The organism is Enterobacter sp. Y17, assembly GCF_019730495.1.
GTDB classification, from domain to species: Bacteria; Pseudomonadota; Gammaproteobacteria; order Enterobacterales; family Enterobacteriaceae; genus Enterobacter; species Enterobacter asburiae_B.
This window is the reverse complement of record NZ_JAASKP010000001.1, coordinates 1,346,010-1,369,055: the sequence shown is the minus strand read 5'-3', so window position 1 is coordinate 1,369,055 and position 23,046 is coordinate 1,346,010. Positions and strand designations below refer to the sequence as shown.

29 protein-coding genes and 1 pseudogene are annotated in these 23,046 nt (G+C 57.1%); 17 read left to right on the top strand and 13 right to left on the bottom strand.

The window, feature by feature from the left end:
• Positions 1-34: 34 nt before the first annotated feature.
• Entirely contained in the window at positions 35-337 is a 303-nt protein-coding gene (locus HCH49_RS06300) for a hypothetical protein (protein ID WP_048980816.1), read from the top strand.
• 129 nt (positions 338-466) lie between these two features.
• Here HCH49_RS06300 and HCH49_RS06295 read toward each other — a convergent pair whose 3' ends face one another.
• From HCH49_RS06295 to HCH49_RS06270, 6 genes and pseudogenes are all read right to left on the bottom strand, one after another.
• Positions 467-1,066, bottom strand: coding sequence for an NAD(P)H-dependent oxidoreductase (locus tag HCH49_RS06295; protein ID WP_087822513.1), 600 nt, complete (start codon positions 1,064-1,066; stop codon positions 467-469).
• Between the two features lie 73 nt (positions 1,067-1,139).
• The gene (locus HCH49_RS06290) at positions 1,140-1,733 is read right to left on the bottom strand and encodes a TetR/AcrR family transcriptional regulator (protein WP_221702402.1); all 594 of its coding nucleotides are present in this window, start codon (positions 1,731-1,733) and stop codon (positions 1,140-1,142) included.
• A gap of 34 nt (positions 1,734-1,767) precedes the next feature.
• A pseudogene (locus HCH49_RS06285) lies at positions 1,768-4,855 on the bottom strand (efflux RND transporter permease subunit).
• On the bottom strand, positions 4,852-5,961 hold the full coding sequence (locus HCH49_RS06280) for an efflux RND transporter periplasmic adaptor subunit (protein ID WP_221702401.1): 1,110 nt from the start codon (positions 5,959-5,961) through the stop codon (positions 4,852-4,854). Before HCH49_RS06280 ends, HCH49_RS06285 begins: the two are co-directional and overlap by 4 nt.
• A 74-nt stretch (positions 5,962-6,035) precedes the next feature.
• Positions 6,036-6,650, bottom strand: a complete 615-nt coding sequence (locus HCH49_RS06275) for a TetR/AcrR family transcriptional regulator (protein WP_064672443.1) — start codon at positions 6,648-6,650, stop codon at positions 6,036-6,038.
• Positions 6,651-6,858: 208 nt separating this feature from the next.
• Positions 6,859-7,653: an SDR family oxidoreductase gene (locus HCH49_RS06270; RefSeq protein ID WP_094935232.1), complete on the bottom strand. Its 795-nt coding sequence runs from the start codon at positions 7,651-7,653 to the stop codon at positions 6,859-6,861.
• Between the two features lie 96 nt (positions 7,654-7,749).
• Here HCH49_RS06270 and HCH49_RS06265 point away from each other — a divergent pair, with 96 nt between their 5' ends.
• A complete protein-coding gene (locus HCH49_RS06265; protein WP_087822518.1) occupies positions 7,750-8,118 on the top strand; it encodes a MerR family transcriptional regulator in 369 nt (122 codons plus the stop codon).
• 44 nt (positions 8,119-8,162) lie between these two features.
• Here HCH49_RS06265 and HCH49_RS06260 read toward each other — a convergent pair whose 3' ends face one another.
• Together HCH49_RS06260 and HCH49_RS06255 are read right to left on the bottom strand one after the other, a co-directional pair.
• Positions 8,163-8,477, bottom strand: a complete 315-nt coding sequence (locus HCH49_RS06260; RefSeq protein ID WP_033145449.1) for a PTS sugar transporter subunit IIB — start codon at positions 8,475-8,477, stop codon at positions 8,163-8,165.
• Positions 8,478-8,590: 113 nt separating this feature from the next.
• Positions 8,591-9,502, bottom strand: a complete 912-nt coding sequence (locus HCH49_RS06255; protein WP_213787386.1) for a LysR family transcriptional regulator — start codon at positions 9,500-9,502, stop codon at positions 8,591-8,593.
• Between the two features lie 99 nt (positions 9,503-9,601).
• Between HCH49_RS06255 and HCH49_RS06250 the strand changes: the two genes are divergently transcribed.
• The 3 genes from HCH49_RS06250 to HCH49_RS06240 all read left to right on the top strand — a co-directional run bounded on the left by HCH49_RS06250 (position 9,602) and on the right by HCH49_RS06240 (position 12,036).
• Entirely contained in the window at positions 9,602-10,717 is a 1,116-nt protein-coding gene (locus HCH49_RS06250; protein WP_045888561.1) for an alkene reductase, read from the top strand.
• Complete coding sequence (locus tag HCH49_RS06245; RefSeq protein ID WP_210867223.1) at positions 10,714-11,433, top strand: SDR family oxidoreductase; 720 nt, start codon at positions 10,714-10,716, stop codon at positions 11,431-11,433. The genes HCH49_RS06250 and HCH49_RS06245 overlap by 4 nt, the downstream gene beginning before the upstream one ends.
• Positions 11,434-11,496: 63 nt before the next feature.
• On the top strand, positions 11,497-12,036 hold the full coding sequence (locus HCH49_RS06240) for an ester cyclase (protein ID WP_221702398.1): 540 nt from the start codon (positions 11,497-11,499) through the stop codon (positions 12,034-12,036).
• 39 nt (positions 12,037-12,075) lie between these two features.
• Here HCH49_RS06240 and HCH49_RS06235 read toward each other — a convergent pair whose 3' ends face one another.
• Entirely contained in the window at positions 12,076-12,543 is a 468-nt protein-coding gene (locus tag HCH49_RS06235; protein ID WP_023311608.1) for a DUF1348 family protein, read from the bottom strand.
• A gap of 103 nt (positions 12,544-12,646) precedes the next feature.
• Between HCH49_RS06235 and HCH49_RS06230 the strand changes: the two genes are divergently transcribed.
• Positions 12,647-13,225, top strand: a complete 579-nt coding sequence (locus HCH49_RS06230) for a TetR/AcrR family transcriptional regulator (RefSeq protein ID WP_221702397.1) — start codon at positions 12,647-12,649, stop codon at positions 13,223-13,225.
• A 51-nt stretch (positions 13,226-13,276) separates the two neighbouring features.
• On the opposite strand, the gene HCH49_RS06225 is transcribed toward HCH49_RS06230, so the two are convergent.
• Positions 13,277-14,056 carry an SDR family oxidoreductase gene (locus HCH49_RS06225; protein ID WP_221702395.1) on the bottom strand — a complete coding sequence of 260 codons (780 nt, stop codon included), beginning with the start codon at positions 14,054-14,056 and terminating at the stop codon, positions 13,277-13,279.
• A gap of 90 nt (positions 14,057-14,146) precedes the next feature.
• On the opposite strand from HCH49_RS06225, the gene HCH49_RS06220 reads away from it, so the two are divergent.
• The 3 genes from HCH49_RS06220 to HCH49_RS06210 all read left to right on the top strand — a co-directional run bounded on the left by HCH49_RS06220 (position 14,147) and on the right by HCH49_RS06210 (position 15,489).
• The gene (locus tag HCH49_RS06220; protein ID WP_023311611.1) at positions 14,147-14,485 is read left to right on the top strand and encodes a helix-turn-helix domain-containing protein; all 339 of its coding nucleotides are present in this window, start codon (positions 14,147-14,149) and stop codon (positions 14,483-14,485) included.
• 68 nt (positions 14,486-14,553) lie between these two features.
• Positions 14,554-14,958 (top strand): VOC family protein, encoded by a 405-nt coding sequence (locus HCH49_RS06215; RefSeq protein ID WP_221702390.1) that lies wholly within the window; start codon positions 14,554-14,556, stop codon positions 14,956-14,958.
• Between the two features lie 18 nt (positions 14,959-14,976).
• A complete protein-coding gene (locus HCH49_RS06210) occupies positions 14,977-15,489 on the top strand; it encodes a GNAT family N-acetyltransferase (protein ID WP_221702388.1) in 513 nt (170 codons plus the stop codon).
• On the opposite strand, the gene HCH49_RS06205 is transcribed toward HCH49_RS06210, so the two are convergent.
• Both HCH49_RS06205 and HCH49_RS06200 read right to left on the bottom strand, forming a co-directional pair.
• Positions 15,470-16,258: a hypothetical protein gene (locus HCH49_RS06205; RefSeq protein ID WP_032657321.1), complete on the bottom strand. Its 789-nt coding sequence runs from the start codon at positions 16,256-16,258 to the stop codon at positions 15,470-15,472. The genes HCH49_RS06210 and HCH49_RS06205 overlap by 20 nt on opposite strands.
• A gap of 1 nt (position 16,259) precedes the next feature.
• Positions 16,260-16,457 (bottom strand): hypothetical protein, encoded by a 198-nt coding sequence (locus HCH49_RS06200; protein ID WP_023311615.1) that lies wholly within the window; start codon positions 16,455-16,457, stop codon positions 16,260-16,262.
• Between the two features lie 255 nt (positions 16,458-16,712).
• Here HCH49_RS06200 and HCH49_RS06195 point away from each other — a divergent pair, with 255 nt between their 5' ends.
• Genes HCH49_RS06195 through HCH49_RS06160 form a run of 8 tightly spaced genes read left to right on the top strand, consistent with a single transcriptional unit; the run spans position 16,713 to position 22,590 of the window.
• Positions 16,713-17,147 carry a nuclear transport factor 2 family protein gene (locus HCH49_RS06195; RefSeq protein ID WP_048977880.1) on the top strand — a complete coding sequence of 145 codons (435 nt, stop codon included), beginning with the start codon at positions 16,713-16,715 and terminating at the stop codon, positions 17,145-17,147.
• On the top strand, positions 17,144-17,863 hold the full coding sequence (locus HCH49_RS06190) for an SDR family NAD(P)-dependent oxidoreductase (RefSeq protein ID WP_032657315.1): 720 nt from the start codon (positions 17,144-17,146) through the stop codon (positions 17,861-17,863). Before HCH49_RS06195 ends, HCH49_RS06190 begins: the two co-directional genes overlap by 4 nt.
• Positions 17,860-19,119, top strand: coding sequence for an NAD(P)/FAD-dependent oxidoreductase (locus HCH49_RS06185; RefSeq protein ID WP_217072937.1), 1,260 nt, complete (start codon positions 17,860-17,862; stop codon positions 19,117-19,119). Before HCH49_RS06190 ends, HCH49_RS06185 begins: the two co-directional genes overlap by 4 nt.
• A gap of 1 nt (position 19,120) precedes the next feature.
• Positions 19,121-19,843 carry a DUF1365 domain-containing protein gene (locus HCH49_RS06180; RefSeq protein ID WP_214538377.1) on the top strand — a complete coding sequence of 241 codons (723 nt, stop codon included), beginning with the start codon at positions 19,121-19,123 and terminating at the stop codon, positions 19,841-19,843.
• Entirely contained in the window at positions 19,840-21,060 is a 1,221-nt protein-coding gene (locus HCH49_RS06175) for a cyclopropane-fatty-acyl-phospholipid synthase family protein (protein WP_221702387.1), read from the top strand. The genes HCH49_RS06180 and HCH49_RS06175 overlap by 4 nt, the downstream gene beginning before the upstream one ends.
• Positions 21,057-21,542: a DUF2878 domain-containing protein gene (locus HCH49_RS06170; RefSeq protein WP_221702385.1), complete on the top strand. Its 486-nt coding sequence runs from the start codon at positions 21,057-21,059 to the stop codon at positions 21,540-21,542. The genes HCH49_RS06175 and HCH49_RS06170 overlap by 4 nt, the downstream gene beginning before the upstream one ends.
• Positions 21,539-22,060, top strand: a complete 522-nt coding sequence (locus HCH49_RS06165) for a hypothetical protein (RefSeq protein ID WP_045888572.1) — start codon at positions 21,539-21,541, stop codon at positions 22,058-22,060. The genes HCH49_RS06170 and HCH49_RS06165 overlap by 4 nt, the downstream gene beginning before the upstream one ends.
• A complete protein-coding gene (locus tag HCH49_RS06160; protein WP_047647836.1) occupies positions 22,057-22,590 on the top strand; it encodes a DUF3833 domain-containing protein in 534 nt (177 codons plus the stop codon). Before HCH49_RS06165 ends, HCH49_RS06160 begins: the two co-directional genes overlap by 4 nt.
• Here the strand turns inward: HCH49_RS06160 and HCH49_RS06155 are convergent.
• Positions 22,587-23,045 carry a DMT family transporter gene (locus HCH49_RS06155; RefSeq protein WP_221702384.1) on the bottom strand — a complete coding sequence of 153 codons (459 nt, stop codon included), beginning with the start codon at positions 23,043-23,045 and terminating at the stop codon, positions 22,587-22,589. The two genes, HCH49_RS06160 and HCH49_RS06155, sit on opposite strands and share 4 nt — an antisense overlap.
• Between the last annotated feature and the right edge of the window lies 1 nt (position 23,046).

Below are 23,046 nucleotides of genomic sequence, written 5' to 3'. Positions count from 1 at the left end.
TTTTGATAAAAATAATCACAAAAAGGATGTGCGTATGTTGAAAAGATTAGTCGCGGGGCAGATGAGCTTACCGATGACTTTCTGGGGATGGGGATTCTGCGGAGGTTTTCTGCTGGGTCTCATTGGGCTTGCTGGAGTGCATACCGGTCACCCGGCAATGGTTCCGCTTTCCTATATCCTTAAAGCCATTCTGTTCTGTGCTGTACTTTCCGGCATTACTTTCATTCTGCGTCGAAAAATCACAGTCTTGGGTGGGGTCGCTTTTTTTATTATTCTGATTCAGGTGATTATGAGCGTAGTGATGGCGATTGGCCTTTTCTCGTTATTTTTTGAATAATCGCTGGAAAGAGAGTTCCGGTTAGCCAGCAGGATTAAAAGATCGCCCCTGACGGTGGTAGGTGATAACGAGACACGCGCTTCCTTCTGGCGAAGGAGGCGCGCCTTTGCTGTGACTGGATAGCCGGGATTATTTAAGGCTCTCTAGCCCCCGCAGGAAATCCTCAACCTGCTCAGGCGTCGCCGTGTCTGCCTGGTAAAGGATATCGAGCTTAACGTTCTTCAACCCGCAGAAGCCAAACACGCCTTCGATTATCTGCGTCTGAATCGCCGTCGAATAGCCGTGTTTGTCGAATCCGGTGAGATCGCTGCCGCCGGTGGCGATCAGGCGGACGGGAACGTCGCGTAAGCTGCCCACAATCCGGCCGTCGTCGGCCACCTTATACGCCCAGTTCAGGGTTAATACGCGATCGAACCAGCCTTTCAACAGCGCGGGAACCGACCACCAGTACACGGGGAAAACAAACACCAGCATATCCGCTCGCTCGACGCGCTGCTGCTCGCGCAGAATATCGTCGGGAAGGGCGCTCGGATCGCCGTGATACAAATCGAGATCGGCGCGGGTCATCGCCGGATTAAACCCTTCAGCATGCAGATCGGCAATCTCAACCTGCGTACCTTGCTCGCGTAATTTTCCGGCAATACGGGCTGCCAGCGAATGGGATAACGAATTGTCGACAGGATGAGCCGTCACGATCAGTGCGTTATTAATGGCATTTGTAGCAGACATAGCGACCTCGAATGGGTGAGAACTGACGCCTATATTACTATTGGTAACTTAGGTGTCAATCCGCCCCCAGCGATCATTTTGTGCTATTCACGTAGGTCTCCAGCACGCCGGTCATGGCGCCGCTGAGCGTATTTTCCGCCACGTTCCGGGCGAGCACGCCGTTGCCCGCGGCGGTGCTGAGCGCGTCCGCCGCGCCAATGATGGCCGTCAGTACCGCTTCTCCCTGAACGCCTTTCAGCGCGACGAACGGGTAAAGCGCGGTACGCAGGCAGTCAGCGCATTCGGCCACGCATGCCTCACGAAACGTCTGCAGCGCGTGGGATCCGGACAGCGCCGCGGCGATTGGGCCGGTCTCCGGCCCGGCACTGATGGCGCAGTCGATATAGGCGGCGCTGAAAAAGCGAATCGTCTTCTCCAGCGTTTTGCTGTCGACCGCCAGCGTCTCGCGGAATTTCGCCAGCTGCCGGTCGCTATAATCCCGGTACAGCGCCATCAGCAGCCCTTCACGATCGCCAAAGTGGTCGTAGGGGATAGGCTTGGTCACGTTGGCCCGCTCGGCCAGGTAGCCAAGAGTTAGGGCCTCCGTGCCTTGTTGACGAACGATTCCGCGCGCAACCTCCAGCAGCTGCACGCGGCGGTCCTCTTTTCTTAAGCGCTTAACAACCATGCTTTCCTCAGAAGTATTATCTACTCATGGTAGTTTACACGTTTTCTGCAGGGTGCTGCACCCGTTGTTCCGCAGGGCGGATCCGGAACCAGATCGCATACATCGCGGGCAGGAAGACGAGCGTGACGATCGTCCCGCCCAGCGTTCCGCCTATCAGCGTGTAGGCCAGCGTGCCCCAGAACACCGAATGCGTCAGGGGAATAAACGCCAGCACGGCGGCCATGGCGGTCAGCAAGACCGGGCGCGCGCTGGACCGTCGCTTCAACCACCGCCTGGAACGGCTCGAGCCCCTGCTTCTGGTTATGATCGATTTGACCGATCAGGATCAGCGTATTGCGCATCAGAATGCCGGAAAGGGCGATCAAGCCGACCAGCGCGTTGATGCCAAACGGCTGATTGAAAATCAACAGCACGGGCACCACGCCAATCAGCCCCAGCGGCGCGGTTAAGAACACCATCACCATCGCCGAGATTGAGCGCACCTGCAAAATGATGATCAGCAGCGTCAGGGCAATCATGATAGGGAACAGCGGAATCATGGCCTGCGTGGCTTTGCCCGATTCCTCAATCGAACCCGCCATGTCTATTCGGTATCCGGCCGGCAGCGCATCAACAATCGGATTGAGCTGCTTCATGATGGCGACCGACACATCCGGTGGCTGAAGATGGTTAGCGATATCGCCCCGCACGGTAATCGTCGGGGTGCGATCGCGGCGGCGAAGGATCGGATCTTCCATACCGATCTCAATCTTGCCGATTTGAGACAGCGGAACGCGCTGTCCCGCATTGCCGACAAGGGTGAAACCCTCGATTTTTGCCGGATCGAGACGTATGTCTCCCGCCGCACGGCCAATCACCTCCACCGAGCGAATATCCTCCCGCACGGAGGTGACGGGCACGCCTGAGAGCAGAAACTGAAGCTGCTCGGCAACGGCACTGGAGGTTAAGCCGGTCGCCTGCAGGCGGTTTTGATCGAGGGTGAAATGCAATACGGGAACGCGCGACCCCCAGTCGGTGTTGACGGTTCTCATCATCGGGCTCGCCTGGAGCACGGCTTTCACCCTGTCAGCGATGTCATGCACCTGTTCGACATCCGGCCCCGACACGCGCCAGGCAACCGGGAAGGGCGAGTACGGGCCAAACACCAGCTGCGTTACCCGGACGCGCGCTTCGGGGGCAAGGCCGTTGGCGACAGCCTCTCTCAGCCGGAGCTTGAGCGCCTCGCGTGACGTCTCGCTGTCCGTCAGGATCACAATTTTCGCAAAAGACGGGTCGGGCAGTTCTGGCGCCATCGCCAGATAAAAACGGGGTGAACCCTGACCAATATAGGCCGTGACAATTTTGGCTTCGGGCTGCTGGCCCAGCCACGCTTCGATTTTTGCGGTTGCGGCGCTGGTTTGCTCAATCGAGGTACCGTAGGGCATCTGCACCTCAACCAGCACTTCCGGACGATCGGAGGTCGGGAAGAATTGTTTTTTAACCAGCCCCATGCCGAGCACGGCCAGGATGAAAATGGCGACCACCAACCCGGCCACCCGCCATTTTCTGGCGATAACGCGGGCCAGCAGCCGGCGAAAACGGTTATAGCGAGGCGTGTTATAGATGGCGGCATGACCCCCTTCGACTTTCGGGATCGCCGGCAGGATCTTCACCCCAAGATAGGGCGTGAACACCACCGCGACAAACCACGAGGCAATCAGGGCGAGGCCGACGATCCAGAACATATTGCTGGTGTATTCCCCTGCGGTCGACTGGGCAAAGCCATTCGGCATAAAGCCAATGGCCGTCACCAGGGTACCGGCCAGCATGGGCGCGGCGGTATGGCTCCAGGCGAAGGCCGAGGCTTTGATTCTGTCGTAACCTTCCTCCATTTTCACTACCATCATTTCGATGGCGATGATGGCATCATCAACCAGCAGGCCGAGGGCGAGGATCAGGGAGCCCAGCGTAACGCGGTCAAAGTTTATCCCCGCGGCTTCCATCACCACGAAAACGACAGCCAGCGTCAGCGGTACCGCCGCCGCAACGACAACACCCACGCGCCAGCCCATGCTGACAAAACACACCACCATGACCACAAGCAGGGCGACGAAGAATTTGATCATGAACTCATCGACCGACGAGCGAATATTCACGGACTGGTCGGTAACTTTGGTCAGGGACATGCCAAGCGGCAGGCTATCATTTATTTTTGCCGTTTCCGCATCCAGCGCTTTCCCCAGCGCCAGACCGTTCCAGCCTTCACGCATCACGATGCCCAGCAGAAGGGCGGGCTCATGCTGATTGCGTATCAGCATCGTCGGGGGATCTTCGTAGCCTCGCTCAACCGTTGCCACATCGGACAGCTTGAGCGTTTTGCCCTGAGCAATAAAAGGCGTATCGCGGATTTTCTGCAGTTCATCGAACGCGCCGTCCAGGCGGATAAAAATCTGCGCGCCTCGGGTCTCAATGGAGCCCGCCGCGGCTAACGCGTTCTGGCTGTTGAGGGCGTTGAAAATTTCCTGGGGTGAGAGCCCTATCGTCGCCAGACGGTCATGGGAGAAGGAGATGTAAATCCGCTCGGCCTGTTCGCCGATAATGTTCACTTTCTTCACGCCGGGAACGTGCAGGAGCTGCTGGCGCAGGCCTTCGGCATCGCGTACCAGCTGCCGCTGCGGTTCGCCTTTCGCTTTCAGGGCAAAGAGGGCAAAGGTGACATCCGAGAATTCGTCATTGATCATCGGGCCGATGACGCCCGCCGGAAGACGCTGAGATTCATCTCCAAGCTTCTTCCGCGCCTGATAGAACTCCTCCTGCACTTCGGCTGGCGGGGTCTTGTCCTGCAATGACAACGTGATAAACGCCATGCCGGGACGGGTATAGGTTTCGGTACGGTCATACCATTTGAGTTCCTGCAGGCGCTTTTCCAGCGGCTCGGCGACCTGATCCTGGATCTCCTGCGCGGTGGCGCCCGGCCAGACGGTTATCACCGTCATTTGCTTTACCGTGAAGGGCGGATCTTCCGCCCGCCCGAGCCCAAAGAAGGCGTAAATTCCGGCAATCGTGACCAGAACGATCAGAAACAGCGTGACGGAACGTTCGCGGACGGCCAGCGCCGACAGGTTAAAGCGGCTTCCGCTCATGGCGTGTTCTCCGCCAGGGCGGCATTGCGCTGCTTAGCAAGCCTGACGACCTCACCTTCGTGCAGAAGATGGGCGCCTAACGCAACAATCTTCTCACCGGGATTCACGCCGCCCGTGACCTGCGCCGCATCTTCACCCACGCTCAGCACCCTGACGGGCGTCCATGCGACTTTTGCCGGCTGGGCGGAAATACGCCAGACGCCGGGACCTTTTCCTGCATCATAGAGTGAAGCCAGCGGGACCTGCATGACCTGACCTTCCGCTTTGTTGTCCTGAACGTTCAGCGTGACGGTCGCCCCCAGCGGCGCGTTCGCCAGCAGGCCATCCAGCACGTAGCGGGCTTCATACGTGCGGGTCGCGGCATCGGCCGAATCAGACAGCAGGCGCAGCGTTGCGGTGACCGGATGTTTTTCATTGCCATACAGCGTGGCCTGCGCTTCGCTGCCGACGGCAGGGCGCAGGGTTTCCGGAAGCTGGACGAGCGCTTCACGCTGCCCGGCTCTGGCGAGCCTGATCGCCACCTGTCCGGCGCTGACGACCTGACCCGGCTCGGCGAGCGTCTCCATGACCACGCCGTCCGAATCCGCCAGCAGCACGGCATAGCCCGTGGCGTTTTGCGCCACGCTGGCCTGCGCCCGGGCGGCGCTGAGATCGGCCCTGGCCGTATCGGCCGCCGCTTTGATCTGGTCATACTCCGAGGCAGACACCGCGCCGGACGCCACAAGTCCACGATAGCGCGCCTCATCGCTGGTGGCTTTTCGCGCGCGCGCCTGGGCCGCATCTACCGCGCGCTGCTGCGCCTGAGCCTGTAACTTCAGGTCAACCGGATCCAGGCGCAGCAGGGGCTGGCCCTGTTTGACGGTCTGGCCCGTATCGACCAGTCGCTCAAGGATTTTTCCCTGAACTCTGAAGCCTAAATCGCTTTGCGTTCTTGCGACCACCACGCCCGTGAAGGCGCGGGCGCTATTGTTCGCTAGCTCTACGGAGGCGGATCTGACGAGCGGTGGCTTTGTGCGCGGATCGTCACTCGCTGAAATATCGCCGCAGGCCACCAGGGCAAACGGCAGGAGACAAACGGCAACGTGGGCTGAAGTGAGCCTGAGCATGGGAAACCTTTTTGACGTAACAGGACGGTATCCGCATTCTCTGACTAGTGACCAAAATTGTCAATGGTCACAAATTAGGGGGCCAGGCTTCTTAAAATCAGTGAAGAGAGAAGCACCGCCGCGGTGGGGGCCATTTCGAGGTTGTACTGAAGCTGAACGGGGTTAATGTAAGGGCACATCACCATGTAGACGGCACAGGTGACTTCATCCAGCGGCGTTTTTCTTTCAAACTCGCCGGCCTGCCTGCCTTCGATAATGATGCTCTCAATCAGCTTCATCAGGCTTTCGCTGTACTTTTGCGTGGAAGGCCACTGCTCCTGCGCGGCGACGGCGGCGATGTCGTATAGCTTACGGTCGTGGAAAAACAGCTCGCTTCCCGCCTCGGTGAGCGCTTTGAAAAGGCGGCGTAATTTTTCGCTTGCCGACGGCGCACCCTCGATGGCGGAAAGCACTGCCGCCATGATCAGCTCCAGGCGGTTAGCGCAGATCACCTCGCCGATAGCCTGTTTGGAATCGAAAAACTTATAAATGTAGGACTTTGAAAAACCAATGGATTTAGCCAGTTCGGCAACGGTGGTTTTTTCATAGCCGTAGTGGCCGAAGTGCTCAAAAGCCGCTTCGACGATTTGCTCTCTGACAGCGTGATCAAGGGGACCACGTGATGATGGGGGATTCATATTTTTAGTCATTATTTAAGCTTAGCGTGACAGGCTACGATTAACAACGAGTGACCATTTTGAGATTTGGTTACCGTCATTCATCATGCGCCGTTCAGACGGGACGATCAACCAGGTGCGGTAAGTGTATCACTGTTTTTCGTGCACTATGGCATCTATCTGCCTGCGATAAGCGTGGATTTCAGCGCAACTCCCTTGCGCTGAACAGGACTGTTTTTGCTTAGGCCGAGCGTGGACGCAATATTTTTTCAACGATGAGCACCAGACGCCTGCGCGTCACGAACCGGTGTAGCTGCCCCAGAAGCCAGTTACCGCATCCGGTAATCAGGTAGTTACGGTTGCTCTCAACGGCCTTCAACGCCAGGGTGACCACCTTGTCAGCGGGCATTCGTTTACCGACCGAGGCTTCCTCAGCATTCACCACATCAAAAAAGGCCGTATCCGTTGCGCCGGGGCAAAGCGCCAGGACGCGAATGCCCCTGGAGCGATACTCTCCCCACAACGCGTTCGAAAACGAGAGCAGGAAGGCTTTGGTTGCGCCATAAATCGCCATATAGGGATCCGGCTGCATCGCGGCCGTTGAGGCAACGTTAATAATTACCCCGGAGCCCTGCTGCAGCATTCCCGGCAGCAAGGCGTGAGTCAGCTCCACGGGGGCCATGCAGTTTACGTTTATCTCATCACGCTGCCTGTCGATGGACAGCTTTTCGAATGGCCCGTAGGTGGCGAAGCCGGCGCAATTGATCAGAATGTCGGGGACGCGTCTTAAGGTTTCAAGCCGTTCCACAATGTGCGGAATGGCTTCCGGCTTCACTAAATCCTGCACGATAATCGTGATTGAGACGCCGTGCTTTCTGACTAACTCTACGGCAAGCGCCTGCAGCCTTGGCTCGGAGCGGGCGACCAGGATCAAGGCCACGCCGCGGGCGGCGAGCTGCCGGGCAAAATCACGGCCTATGCCTGACGACGCTCCGGTAATCAGCGCTGTTTTTCCGGTATAATCAAAAGAATTCATATGTTTAATCCCATTTCCCTAATGTATGCTGCACAGCATAAACCGTGCACTTAGGTACACGGTCAAGCGTGATTTTTACAAGGTGAGGGCGACGCGATGCGAATTGGTGAACTGTGTGCGAAAACGGGATTGTCGAAAGAGACGGTGCGTTACTATGAGCGACAGGGGCTATTAGAGAATATCCCGCAGCCCAATCGCAGCAATAACTATAAAGTCTATTCCGCCGTCGATTTACAGCGTTTAAACATGATCAAGCATGCCAAAATGCTGGGTTTTACCTTAGCTGAAATTTCAGAGGTTTTGGCTGTCTGGGTTGACGACAAATTTACCGCTGAGCAAAAACAGGCGTCTCTGCGCCACAAGCTGCAGCAGCTTGAAGAGAAAGAAGCGGCGTTAATTGAACTCAGAGCCAGGTTGAAAAACGCCCTTAATAAGGTCGGCCAGCCTTGTGTCGACACGTTTTGAACGCCGGGTGAGAGGAGGCCGCAAAACCGATGCGGCCTTATCTGTCATGCAGCCAGTTCAGGCATCTGCTCCTTCACGAAATTCAATACTTTCCTCGCGTCGAGAGAGGCATAGGGCAGGCTCTCAATAATGGCGATTGAACGCGTATTGCCCACCGTTTCTTTTATCTCATCGAGTTTGTACTGAATGTGCGGGGCGATGAGGAAACCATCGAAAGCGGGAGCGACGCTGGCGAAGTTATCCAGCCCAACAGCGCTAATCATCAGCGGATAGCCTTCGCGTTCTGCCAGAGACTGCATTTTTTTGGCGAGAGAGTTTGCGGTATTACCAAACAAACAACAGATCAGAAGCTTTTTCATATTTTGTACCTCCTGAAAACCGCACACAGAGTAGTCCTGAGGTTGTCACCGAAATGCGCGCCATCTCTTATTTTGGCGAGAAATTAACCGCAGATGCCTGACGCGATTTAATTTTACTGTTTTTTTAGCCAGTCGAGAAAAAACTGGCTAAACGCCGTGACCTGAAGCGGCTGCAGTTTGCGCTGGGGGTAAACAAGCTGCAGGCCGACATCTTTGCGATCGTATCGGCTAAAGCCGGTGAAGCTGTCGGCAAACAGTACCGTGAGCCTTCCGGTTTCAACATCGTCTTTGACGTCCCACCACGATTTCCCCGCGATGCCAGCCCCGCTGAGTGCCCACTGACGAAGCAAAGCCCCGTCGTCGCACACCATGGCAGGCTCTACGCGAACGACGCTTTCCTCGCCATCTTTTTCAAAGCGCCATTCGTTCATCACCACGCCCTGAGACTCAAGCGCCAGGCACCGGTGCTGAGCTAAATCGGCAAACGTGGAGGGAATTCCGCGTTCGTTAAGATACTCCCCGGAGGCGACCAGCACCCGATGGTTCGGGCGGATGTTTCTGACGACAAGGCTGCTGTCCGGCAGGTTGCCGAAACGCACGCTCATATCCAGCCGGTTAGCGACCAGATCCTCAACGTGTTCTCTTAACGAGATGAAAAATTTAACGTCGGGATGGCGTCGGGAGAATTCCACGACGGCGGGGCTAAGATACTGCCTGCCAAAGTCCGAGGGCGCAGAAAGGCGAATGTTGCCGCTGAGCACGCCTTCCTTTTGCGTCATTAACGACTCGGCGTGATGCACTTCTTCCAGCACGCGCAGCGCGGCATGGTAAAACTCTTCCCCGGCGCGGGTCAGCGTGATGGATCGCGTTGAGCGGTGAAACAGGCGCGTCTGGTAACGCTCCTCAATCGCCTTCAGCCTGGCCGTCATGGTGGCGGGAGAAAGCGACAGGCGTCGCCCGGCGGCAGAAAGACCGCCGGCCTCGGCAACTTCCACCAGTAACGCCATGTCTTCGAGTTTACCCATTATTCATATATTCCGAAAAGTGCATCTGATTTTAGCGTAATTATCAAAATCAGATGCCGACTGTAAAGTGATTTCATCCAAACCATAAGGGATGAAAACATGCAACGTACCTCACTTTTTGAACGTTACAGGCTGGGTCAGCAAGACCTGAAGAACCGTATCGTCATGGCGCCGATGACCCGCGCGCGCTCCCTTCAGCCGGGAAATATTCCCTCGGCGCTGATGGCGGAGTATTACCGGCAGCGGGCCAGCGCCGGATTAATCATCACGGAAGCCACCCAGATTTCGCCTCAGGGCCAGGGATACTCCTGGACGCCCGGCATCCATTCGCCTGAGCAGGTTTCAGGATGGCAGCTCACCACGGGCGCCGTGCATCAGGCGGGAGGGGTGATTTTTTCGCAGCTCTGGCACGTCGGGCGGATGTCGCACGCCAGCTTTCATCAGGATGGTCAGCCCGTCGCCCCGTCAGCGCTGGCCCCGGACGCGCAGGTGTGGGTGGTGAATGAAAAGGGGGAAGGCCAAATGGTTGACTGCCCGCAGCCGAGAACCCTCTCGCGCAAGGACATCCTCAGCATCATCGCGGACTATCGTCAGGCGGCACTGAATGCCGTTCAGGCCGGGTTTGACGGCGTGGAGGTTCACGGCGGAAACGGCTATCTGATCGACCAGTTTCTTCGTCAAACCTCCAACAAACGCACGGACGAGTACGGCGGCACGCTGGCGAACCGGATCCGCTTTGCTCAGGAGGTGTTAAGCGCCATTGCCGAGGCCATTGGCCGCGAGCGTACGGGCATTCGCCTTTCCCCGTTTATTACCCAGCGCGGGATGAACGATCCGCAGGTGACGGAAGCCATACTCGCTCTCGCGGCCTGGTGTGAACAAGAAGGGATTGCGTTCATCCACCTGGCGGAGGCCGACTGGGACGATGCGCCGCAGGTGCCTGAGCCGTTCCGACAATCGCTTCGCGAGACGTTTAGCGGAACCCTTATCGTCGCGGGGAACTATGACCTTCAAAAAGCGGAAAAGATCCTCGCTGCCGGCTATGCCGATTTGATTGCCTTCGGACGGCCATTTATTGCTAACCCGGATTTACCCCACCGTCTGGCGCACCAGCTGCCTCTGGCCCAGGTGCGCGATCCCGCCACGCTGTTTGGCGGCACCGCGACGGGATATACCGATTACCCCATTTACACCCTGCAGGAGAAGACGTTATGACCCGTAAAACCTTAATTATCGGCGGCGCTTCCGGCATCGGTTTCGCCGTGGGCAGCCTGCTTGCCGGGCGCGGCGAGGAGATTATTCTTGCGGGCCGCGACGGCGCGAAGCTGGACGCTGCGCGGCAACGGCTGAGCGCCCACGCCGCGTCTGTTCATACCCTCGTGCTGGATATCAGCCGTGAGGCAGAGCTTGTCGCACTCGGTGAAACGCTGGGTGAGGTCAATAATATCGTCGTTACGGCGGGTTCACAGGCACCGGGAGGGCTTCTTTCCGGGCTGGATCTCCGCGCGGCAAGGCTGGCTTTTGATACAAAATTCTGGGGAAGCATCAATGTCGCCCGCTATCTCAGCGGGAACATCGCCCCCGGCGGTACGCTGACGTTTACCAGCGGGTTCGTGGCGCGTCGCACCGTGGCGGGCGCCATTGTTAAAACGACGATGAATGCCGCCATCGAGGCCGCGACAAAAGTGCTGGCGAAAGAGCTTTCACCGCTGCGCGTCAACGTCGTGAGTCCGGGGCTGACCGACACGGAAGCGTATGCGGGCATGGACGCCGCCGCGCGGGAAAAAATGCTCGCTGGCGCGGCGGAAACCCTGCCAGCCAAAGCCTGGGGAAGGGCGGAGGACGTGGCGCAAGGATATCTTTTCGCCATTGATAATCCCTTTGTCACGGGGTCGGTCATTGATATTGAAGGCGGGGCGTTAATTAACTGACCCTCTCTGATTTGAACCGCAGGAAATCGTCTGCGGGAATGTAATACTCTATTGAGAGATATCATGAAATATACGACGTATTTTCATTCGGCTGTAGCGATGGTTATTTTTGCCGGTCTGTCGGGCAATGCGATTTCCGCGCAGGGGGAATGGCTTCAGCCGAAACAGCTTATAGTGGACAACAGCCTGCCGCAGGCGCAATTAAAGGTGAATGAAGCCGTTGCCAGAGAATATGCTTCATTCTGGAACACGGGTAATGAAACCCTGGCGCGTGATGCCCTGGCGGCAGGTTTTATTGATAAAACGCCTCCGAAAGGGCGTACGCAGGGGCCGGAAGGCGCTATTTTAGCGTCCCGCGCGTTTCGCGCAGCCGTGCCTGATTTGCGCTGTGACGTTGAGCAAATGATTATTTCAGGCGATCGCGTGGTTTCGCATTTACATTTTCACGGCACGTTCACCGGAACATTTGGCAAGCTGAAAGGACAGGGGCAGAAAATTGATTTTATCGCCACGGATATTTATGAGATTGGTGACGGTAAAATTGTGGCTAACTGGCATATTGAGGACAACCTGACGCTGATGAAACAGCTGGGCGCGCTGTAAATTCATCACTCCGGGGCGGCCCGGAGTGATGCAAAAATCCTATAAGCCAAGATCGCTCAGCGAAGGGTGATCGTCCGGGCGTCTGCCCAGCGGCCAGTGGAACAGACGCTCAGAGGCTTTGATTGGCATATCGTTTACGCAGGCAAAGCGGCGCTTCATCAGTCCGTCCGGCTCAAACTCCCAGTTTTCATTGCCGTAAGAGCGGAACCAGTTGCCGGAATCATCATGCCATTCATAGGCATAGCGCACCGCGATCCGATTCTCCGTAAATGCCCAGAGCTCTTTAATCAGACGATAGTCCAGCTCTTTTTTCCATTTCCGCTCCAGAAACGCCTGGGCTTCTTCACGGTTGGTGGCGAACTCTGCGCGGTTACGCCATTGGGTATCCAGCGTATAGGCAAGCGCGACTTTCGCCGGGTCGCGGCTGTTCCAGCCATCTTCTGCCAGTCTGACTTTTTCGATGGCGCTTTCACGAGTGAAGGGCGGTAAAGGAGGACGTGTGTTCATGGCGATTACCTCAGTGTTATATTATGTAGACAGGTCTGTCTACTTGCGGTAATCTATGCCTGTAAAATAACGCTGTCAACATTATTTTAGAGGCTACCCAAAAGTGAAAACAGAACCCGCAGACAACGATACTAAAATCAGCGTCAGAGATAAGATATTACTCACGGCGCACGATCTGTTTTATTCCACGGGCTTCAGGGCGACGGGGGTGGATACGCTGATTAAAGCATCTAAAGTGACCAAGGTGACTTTTTATCGCCATTTTCCCAGCAAGAGTTTGCTTATTCTTGCCTATTTGAACTACCGGCATGAAATATGGATTAACTGGTTTGAGACCACGCTGCGTCGGCATCTCGATGAAGGCGAAATACCTGCTGATGCGATATCCGCAACGCTTTACGAATGGTTTATTTCGCCCGAGTTCCACGGCTGCGCGTTTATTAACGCCAGCGCAGAGGCAAAATCGGAAGATATTGAAAGCGAAATAAAAGAGATATGCCGCAGTCATAAATCAGAAACAAAGAAAATTATTGCCTTGCTGACGAAGAGTGCTGATGAGCGCGTCGTCAATGAAATCATGCTGCTCATTGACGGCGCAATTATTCATGCACAGATGGGTATGGATTCAGAAACGGTAAGACATGCGTTAAAAAAGGGCCTGGAGAAACTGTCCGAAAAGTGATATTCCCCGGTGCTTAATCAACTCTCGCACCGAGCCGATTAAGCACCCGCGTTACGCTGTCGGAATGGTGCCGCCATCAATCACAAATTCAGTACCGGTGATACTCGCAGCATGCGATGAAGCAAGGAAGACGATGAGGTTGGCCACCTCAATCGGTCTGGCAGGGCGTCCGAGCGGTATTCCACCTAACGCCTTCATAATAATCTGCTTGCCGCCTTCGTAGTCTGTACCTGCCTGCTTTGCCAGCCTCTCCGCCAGTGCAACCGCCGCTTCAGTTTCGATCCATCCGGGCGCAACGCGCACCACCCGAACGCCCTTCGGTGAGACTTCCTTTGAAAGGCTTTTACTGTAGGTTGAGAGGGCTGCTTTAGCCGCCGCATAACCCGTTGTTGATTCCGGTAACGGCAGCTCGCGCTGAATAGACGTCACGTGAATAATCACCCCATTTCCCTGCGCGAGCATTCCGGGAAGCAGGGCGCGATCTAAGCGTACTGCAGGCAGCAAATTAAGATTGAGCTCCTGCTGCCACTCTTCTTCGCCAAGCGCAGCAAAACCGCCACCGGGTGAGGTTGAACCGCCCGCAACATGGATAATCACGTCGACGCCTCCCATCTGCTCCTGAACCGCAGATGCGACAGCGGAACATCCAGCGACCGTCGTAAGGTCAGCGGCGACGAAAGTATCTGCGATATCTACGTCCGGCTCGTGGCGCGCAGTGGTGAATACCGTTGCACCGAGCTGTTTTAAAAGCCCGACGACCGCTTTTCCGAGCCCTTTCGTGCCCGCGGTAACAAGCACGCGTTTGCCTTTAAAATCAATATCTAATGACATGACCTTGCACTCCCGTTATTTACAGTACAGGTATATTCAACATAGACTGAGAAATTGACAAGTACGCACGAAAAAGTGAGCTACTGAATTATGAGTAAGTTATATAGTCCGGAATCTGCCGCGAGCGGCGTGGAGCAAGTGTTACGGCTGCTGGAAGGCCGCTGGAAATTAATTATTCTTTTTCATCTTTTCGACGGAAAAGTGCAGCGCTACTCTGATTTCGAAAAACTGATCCCCGGTATTTCCCAGAAGATGCTGGCGCAGCAGCTCAGGCAACTTGAATCCGATGGTATCGTTTCGCGGATGGTCTACCCGCAAGTGCCACCGAAAGTGGAGTATCGCCTCACCGATTGGGGGCAGGCATTATGTCCGGCGCTTGATGCCATGCTGAAATGGGCAGAAAAGCGCGAGGCTTACGCAAGCCAGTAAACCCGGCGGCCAGCACGCTGCAATGGAATAGCGTTGCCCGTAACCCATTTATGCAAAGGAAACGAAAAATGAGAACACAGAAGCGATGCCTTGGCTGCGTGGCTATTGTGGTTGATGACTACGATCGCGCCATTGAATACTACACCGACAAGCTGGGGTTTACCCTCGTAGAGGATACGCCTCAACCAGGTAAACGCTGGGTGGTCGTCTCACCCAACCCGGAAAGTGACTGCAACATTTTGCTGGCTCGCGCTTCTAACGAGAGGCAGGAAAGCTTTATCGGCAATCAATGCGGCGGCAGAGTTTTCCTCTTCCTTCAGACGGACGATTTTTGGCGCGATTACCGTGCTATGAAAGACAAAGGCGTCCATTTCTGCGAAGAACCTCGTGAGGAAGAGTACGGTACGGTGGTGGTGTTTGAAGATATTTACGGCAACCGCTGGGATCTCTTTCAAAATGCCCAACACGGGTGATTACCAGGGAGACTTTCCATGACGCTTCGAATTCGACAGGCCACCCGTGCCGATGCCGCGCTATTAAGCGAGCTGGGATACCGAATCTATCCCGCCCATTTTCAGCATCTGTGGGTGTCAGACGCAGAGATGAAGGATTTTCTGAACGGCGAGTACGCGCTTTCCGTACTTGAACAGAGCCTGAAAGAGAACGCTGTTTCCTGGTATGTTGCCGAGACCGATCGGCCCGTGGGATTTATGAAAGTGACATGGGAAGCCCTGCTCCCGGAAACGGACAAGAAGGGCGTTCTCCTCAACAAGCTCTACCTCGATCCCGCCGAGACCGGCAAGAACTATGGCCAGGTGATGTTCAACAACATCACCGACATGGCCCGGAGCAGGGGAAAAGACTATCTCTGGCTGGAAGTGCTTGAGCAGAACGCGGGAGCGTACCGGTTCTACCGGAAGCAGGGCATGCTCTGCGTTAAGAACGTCCTTTTCGAAACCGCATCACAGCAGAGCATACTCAGGATTATGGGGATGTCTCTTTAGAGCGAGAGCTCTCGTCGCGCTGTGCCAGCGATAGCGCGCTGGCGCTGGCGGGATCGAACAGCGAGAGGCTCTCAATCTGATTGAGTAAAATCACCTTCCGGAATGACATGGCGCTGCGGGGTTCGGAGTCGAGCGTGATGTCATGCTCCGCATACCACTTGCTGTAGTTATTCTCGATGCGAAAGTTCATCGTCTTCGCATCTCTGTATCCGCTTAACATCGGGATCAGCACGATATTGGCCGTTTTTTCATATTCCAGCGTCGCGGTGTGGATCATGCCGACGTAAATCCGCCTCGACCGCAGCGTGACCTGCGCCAGTTCCCCTTGTTCCATACACTGATACAGCAGCTGTTCAATACCGCTCGACTGCGCCAGACGTTTGTAGAGCTTTTTCCGGCTTTCGCCGTCCAGCCTGGCGCTGCCTGCCCAGTTAGAGCGGTAGAGGCAAAACAGGATGGCAAACGCCAGCATCACGACCACCGGCGCCTGAATGCCTAAAAAGCTCCAGTTCATAAAGTCGATTTGCCAGTCGGTATATTTCGGCGAGGCAAAGTGAAAAGCGTTGTTTGCCGCAGAAAGAGCGAGCAGGAGTAGCCAGAGCAGACCGGTGGCAATCACGCCCTGAAGAACGAAAATACAGCCGTACAGCGCCACAAGAAAATAGACGTCCCAGCCAAATGAACGCTTGATTTTAAAGCGTGTCGACAGGTCGCGGCTGGTGTACCAGTACCCGCATACCATCAGCACCATAAATATCGCCGTTCCCATATCAGGCCCTCTTCAGCATGTTGACGTGACGCAGAAAATCCTGCCGTACCTCGTTGCTTTTGTAGTTCACCGAGGCGTTCCCGTCCTGGTCGATAATGATGCGATCGCCATCTTCGACGGCTTCAATAATTTCCTGCTGGCTCATCACCTGCAGTAAGGATTCCGGGCTTGAGAATAGGGAGAGAAAGAAACGTTTCATGCAGGCATCCTTATGAATAAAAAGGATAAGCCTGGAAGAAGACCGGCGAGTTTGCCTTAAGGAAATCCTGAAAGTTAAAGTCGGGTGGCGGCCACTCCTTACCCGGTCTACAAAACTCACTTTTTTACTGTTATTAAGTTATTGATATATAGTTAAAATAAAAAATAAATCTCCACAAACTTGGACAAATAACGTTAATTGTGTAAGTTTTAAGTATGCGATTACGCCACGTTGTTTACAGCCAGGATGTGACCCATGAGCACTTTGCCCTCTGTCGTGAGTCGGTTTGTTGAGTACTACGCCGCACTGGATAGCCAGCCGCCGTCCGCGCTGGTGGGGCTTTACCATTCGAATGCCACGCTTATCGATCCGTTTGGCGAGCATGACGGGATTTTCGCGCTTCAGCGCTATTTCACCCATCTGCTGGCCAACGTCGAGCATTGCCGTTTTACCATCGATACGCCGCTGTGCAGCGGGAACCGGTTTGCTGTGACCTGGGTAATGCACTGGTCGCATCCGCGCATTGCCGGGGGAGAGCCGCTCGAACTGCCGGGATGTTCGGTGGTGGACACGGAAAACGATCTCATCACGCACCAGCGCGACTACTACGATGCGGGAGAGATGATCTACGAACACCTTCCTCTGCTGGGCTGGGCGGTACGCGGCGTGAAGCGGAGGGTCAAATCATGAAAACGGTACTGATCACCGGCGCAAGCTCGGGCATTGGCGCCGGGCTGGCGAAATCCTTTGCCGCAGACGGCTACCACGTGATTGCCTGCGGACGCGATCCGGCGCGCCTCGAAGCGCTGCATCAGACCTGCCCCAATCTCACCGTTCGCCTGTTCGATATGACAGACAGGGATGCCTGTCGCCAGGCGCTGACCGGCAGCTACGCCGATCTGATTATTCTCTGCGCCGGTACCTGCGAATATCTCGATGGAGGCGTGGTGGATGCGGCGCTGGTGGAGCGGGTTATGGCGACAAATTTCCTCGGCCCGGTGAACTGTCTTGACGCGCTGCAGCCCCAGCTGACGGCTGGCAACCGCGTAGTGCTGGTGAGTTCCATGGCCCACTGGCTACCTTTCCCACGGGCAGAGGCCTACGGCGCGTCCAAAGCGGCCCTGAGCTGGTTTGCCGAGAGTTTGCGCCTGGACTGGGAGCCAAAAGGAATTGCCGTCACGGTGGTCTCCCCGGGCTTTGTTGATACGCCGCTGACGCGCAAAAACGACTTTGCCATGCCGGGCAGGGTGAGCGTCGACGAGGCGGTCAAGGCGATCCGTACCGGGCTGGCGGCAGGGAAAATGCATATCGCGTTTCCTGACGGGTTCGGCTTTATTTTGCGGTTGCTCTCCGGGCTGCCTGCGTTTCTTCAGCGCGCGCTGCTGCGCAGGATGGTGCGTTCATGAACATTGCGATTATCGGCAGCGGCATCGCCGGGCTGACCTGCGCCTGGCGCCTGGCCGGGCACCATCAGGTGACCCTGTTTGAAGCGGACGCCACGCCCGGCGGCCATACCGCAACGGTTGACGTCTCGACGCCACAGGGTACCTACGCGATCGATACCGGGTTTATCGTTTACAACGATCGCACCTATCCGCGCTTTATGGGCCTCCTCAGCGAGCTGGGCATCAGCGGACAAAAAACGCAGATGAGCTTTTCGGTGCACAACCCGGCGACGGGGCTGGAGTACAACGGACACACCCTGACGTCGCTGTTTGCCCAGCGCCGAAACCTGGTGAATCCGGCATTCTGGCGGCTGCTCGGGGAGATCGTCCGCTTCAATCGTCTGGCGAAACAGGCGCTGGACGGGGAGGTGGACCCGAACGCCACGCTGCAAACGTTTCTGGAACAGCACGGCTTCACGCCGTTTTTTGCGCGCCACTACATTCTGCCGATGGGGGCCGCCATCTGGTCCTCGTCGCTGCAGGAGATGAAGCGTTTCCCGCTGCCGCTTTTCTTACGTTTCTTCCAGAACCACGGGCTGCTGGATATCACCCAGCGCCCGCAGTGGTACGTGGTGCCGGGCGGCTCGCGGGAGTATATCCGCGCCATGCTCGACAAGCTGGGCGACCGTCTGAATCTGCATCTCAATTCTCCGGTGCAGCGGGTGAGCCGCCACGAGCACGGGGTTACGCTTCAGCTTGAAAACGGCAGCCATACCTTCGATCGGGTGATTTTTGCCTGCCACTCCGCCAGCGCTCTGGCGATGCTTGATGACCCGACGCCCGCAGAGCGCGAGGTGCTGGGCGATATCGGCTGGCAGCGCAACGAGGTCGTTTTACACAGCGATCCGCGCTGGCTGCCGGAGCGGCGGCGCGCGTGGGCCAGCTGGAACTACCGCCTGAGCGCTCACGAGCAGGCCAGCGCCTGCGTCACCTACAACATGAACATCCTGCAGGGGCTCCCTGCGGGCAGTCCGCTGTTCTGCGTCACCCTCAACCCGGACGCGCCGGTAGATGAACGCTTCGTTCTGCAACGCTTTGTCTATGAACATCCGCTGTTTAACCCGCAAAGCTGGCGGGCGCAGGCGCGGCGCGGCGAGATCAACGGTCATAACCGGAGCTGGTACTGCGGTGCCTGGTGGTACAACGGCTTTCATGAAGATGGCGTGCGCAGCGCGCTGGACGTGGTCAACGCGATAGCGGCCGGAGAGGGGAACTGAGATGAACAGCTGCCTCTACCACGGCGTATTACGCCACCGCCGCCTTCAGCCGAAAACCCATGAATTCAGCTACAGCGTCTTCATGGCCTGGCTGGATCTCGATGAACTGCCGCTGCTGCCGTCAGTCGGCGTGCGGCGCAATCGCTTTGCCGGCGCCTCGTTCCACGACGCGGACTATCCGCTCGGCACGCCGCTTAAAGAGAACGTGCTCAGCAGGCTGGAGAGCCTGACCGGGGAACGTCCGGACGGGCGGGTGATGCTCCTGACGCAGCTGCGCTATTTCGGCTTTCATTTCAATCCGGTCAACTTTTACTACTGCTACGACGGGAAGGGAACGCTGCGCTGGGTGCTGGCGGAGGTCCGCAACACGCCGTGGAATGAACGTCATTACTATGCCGTCAACGGACAGGATGCGCAGCCGACGGAAAAAGCGTTTCACGTTTCCCCCTTCAACCCGATGGACATGATCTACCACTGGCGCTTTAACGACCCGGATAACACGCTGCATATGCACATTGAAAATCATCAGGAAGCGAAGGTTTTTGACGCCACGCTGGCGCTGCGCCGGGAGCCTTTGACGCGCCCCGCGCTGCGCTCGCTGTTGCTGCGCATTCCGCTCATGACTCTGAAAACCTTTTTTGCCATTTACTGGCAGGCGCTGCGCCTGTGGCTCAAGCGCGTGCCGCTGTATAACCATCCCGTCAGCAGGAGTGAACGCTCATGACCGATCCCGTCTTTGCGTTAGAACCCGATATTCCGCGCAACGTCCGCATCGCACGATGGCTGCTGTTTCGTCTGTTAAGCGGTATCCGCGGCGGCTCGCTCACGCTGCGTGAAGGGGCGCAGACCTTCCATTTTGGCGAGTCATCCTCCGCGCTGCATGCCGACGTGCAGATCCTCACGCCCGGCGTCTACTGGCGCGTCTTAACGGGCGGGAGCCTTGCTGCGGCAGAAGCCTGGATGGACGGAGAATGGGAAACTGCACACCTCACGCCGCTTCTGGAGCTGCTCGCGATAAACGGCGAGGTGCTTGGGCGTCTGGAAAACGGGTTCCGTCTGCTCGGCAGGCCGCTGGAGCGGATACGCCACTGGACGCGGCGTAACTCCCGCATGCAGGCGCGCGAAAATATTGCCGCCCATTACGATCTGGGCAATACCTTTTATGCCCATTTTCTGGATAAAGAGCTGCTCTATTCCAGCGCGCTGTTTACTGGTGACGAGCAGGATCTCACGGCGGCCCAGCGGGCCAAAATGGCGCGCCTGTGTGACCAGCTGGCGCTAAGTCCGGGTGACCACCTGCTGGAAATTGGCACCGGCTGGGGTGCGATGGCGGAATACGCGGCGCGTCATTACGGCTGTCGGGTAACGACCACCACGCTGTCGCAGGAGCAATATAGCTGGGCGACCGAGCGGATCGCCCGCGCCGGGTTGCAGGATCGCGTTGAGGTACTGCTCTGCGACTATCGCGACCTCACCGGACAGTACGACAAGCTGGTCTCGATAGAGATGATTGAGGCCGTCGGGCAACGCTATCTGCCCACGTTCTTCCGCACCTGCCAGGCGCGGCTGCGCCCGGGAGGACGGATGGCGATTCAGGCCATTACCATTCAGGACCAGCGCTATCGTGACTACAGCAAAAGCGTCGATTTTATCCAGCGCTACATTTTCCCGGGCGGATTCTTGCCGAGCATCACCGCGATGAACGAGCTCATGACGCGCCACACCGATTTCGTGGTGCGCAATCTTTTCGACATGGGCCCCGACTACGCCCGCACGCTGGCCCACTGGCGGCAGCGCTTTGTCCACGCCTGGCAGGAGATTGAAAAGCTCGGCTTCGATGAACGGTTCCGCCGCATGTGGCTGTACTACTTTGGCTACTGTGAGGCCGGGTTTAACGCTCGCACCATCAGCGTGGTGCAGCTGACCGCCGAGCGCGTATGAGACGTTACCTTCAGGTCTTCCTGCTCGCCGTCGCGTTCGATCTCTACTGGGCGCTGGTGGTGCTCTTTCGCGAACAGGGCCTGATTATCTGGCTCGCGCTGGCGATCCTGGCGTGCCTGCTCTTGCCGCCTGCATACCGTTTTTACGCCATTGGGCTGGCCGCGGCGGGCAGTTTGCTGGACGCACTCTGGGCGCTGACCGGGCTGATTGCCTTTACGGGCGAGTCCCTGATGCCGTTATGGATGGTGGCACTGTGGCTGATGTTCGCCACGGTCTGGACGCAGCTGACGCGCACCACCACGCTACCCGGCTGGCTGCTGACCCTGCTGGCCGCCGTGGGTGGACCGGTGGCCTACCTGTTAGGCGAGCGGCTGGGAGGCATCACGTTTCTGGAGCCGACCTTTATCGTCGTCAGCTGGATGGCGCCGGGCTGGCTGGTACTGATGCTGTTTTTCCACCTGCTGATGGGGAGACAAAAATGAGATCTGTGGTTTTGCTGCTTTGGCTGACGCTGGTTGTTCCGGTTGCCCAGGCCGCCGACTGGCTTGCCTGGCGGAAGGTGGGTGACGCCACGCTCACCTGGGGACCTTTCACCGTCTACACCTCCCAGCTGCGCACCCCGGACGGCCGTTACAGCCGGGACCAGGATCAGGCGCTCATTATTACCTATGCGCGCGACATCGATCGCGATGAACTGGTTGAGGCGACCCGCGACCAGTGGCAGGCGCAGGGGATCCTGGCCCAGGAGCCGCAAAGCGAAGCCTGGCTGCGGATGCTCCAGTCCCTTTGGCCGGATGTCCGCCCGGGCTCACAGCTGGCGTTTGTTCTCAACGAAAAGCAGGGGCAGTTCTGGTATCGCGCGTCAGCGGCGCAAACATCCTTTATTCCACTCGGACCGCGCCAGTCGGAAGCGTTCAGCACCCGTTTTCTGGCCATCTGGCTCGATCCCCGCACGCAATATCCTGAGCTGCGTCAGCAGTTAATCGGAGGCCAAAAATGAAACGTATCCTGATGATGGCGCTGGCATTCACAATGCTGCTGGCGGGCTGTAGCACTGAGGTGGCCGAGTATCGCCAGCAGCAGCCGCGGCTTGATATCTTTCACTACTTCCAGGGCAAAACCGAAGCGTGGGGGATGGTGCAGGATCGCAGCGGCAAGCAGATCCGCCGTTTCCACGTTGAGATTGCCGGAGACGTTATCGGCGATACGCTGACGCTCAACGAGCACTTCGTCTACGACGATGGCGAGAAGCAGCAGCGGGTCTGGCACATCCGGCGCGTGGGGAACGACCGCTACGAGGGAACGGCAGGGGATATTGAAGGGGTTGCCACGGGGCAGGCTGCAGGCAACGCCTTTAACTGGCATTACAGCATGAACGTGAAGGCCAACGGCAGCACCTGGCTACTGAACTTCGACGACTGGATGTATTTGCAGGATGAGACGCATCTGTTTAATAAAACCGAGATGAAGAAGCTGGGCGTCACCGTCGCCACGGTGACGCTGTTCTTTACCCGTAAGACCTCAGCTTAGTCGCGGACGCTGCCGGTTTTGCTGCTGGAGTAGATGAAGTACAGGGCAATCCCCAGGCACACCACCGCGCTCAGACGGCTCGTCGAAAACGGAATGGCGGGATTGCCCAGCCAGCCAAAGTTATCAATCAGCATACTCATGGCGAGCTGGCCGAATATCACCGCCACCGTGGCGACGGCGGTGCCGATGCGCTGCACCGCCACGACCATGATCACAATGTAGGGCACGCCGAACATCGCCCCGATGAGCTGCCATTTCGGCACGTCCAGCAGCGTGACCGCCTGCTTCGGTTCAAAGAAGAAAATGAGCAGGGCGGTTATCAGCGCGCCGACGGAAAACGTCAGAAACGCGCTTTTAAATACCCCGACATTGCTGCCGAGCTGCCCGTTAATCGCGGCCTGAATGCTCAGCGTTGCACCGCCGCAGACGGCCAGAAGAATCATTATCAGCGTCATA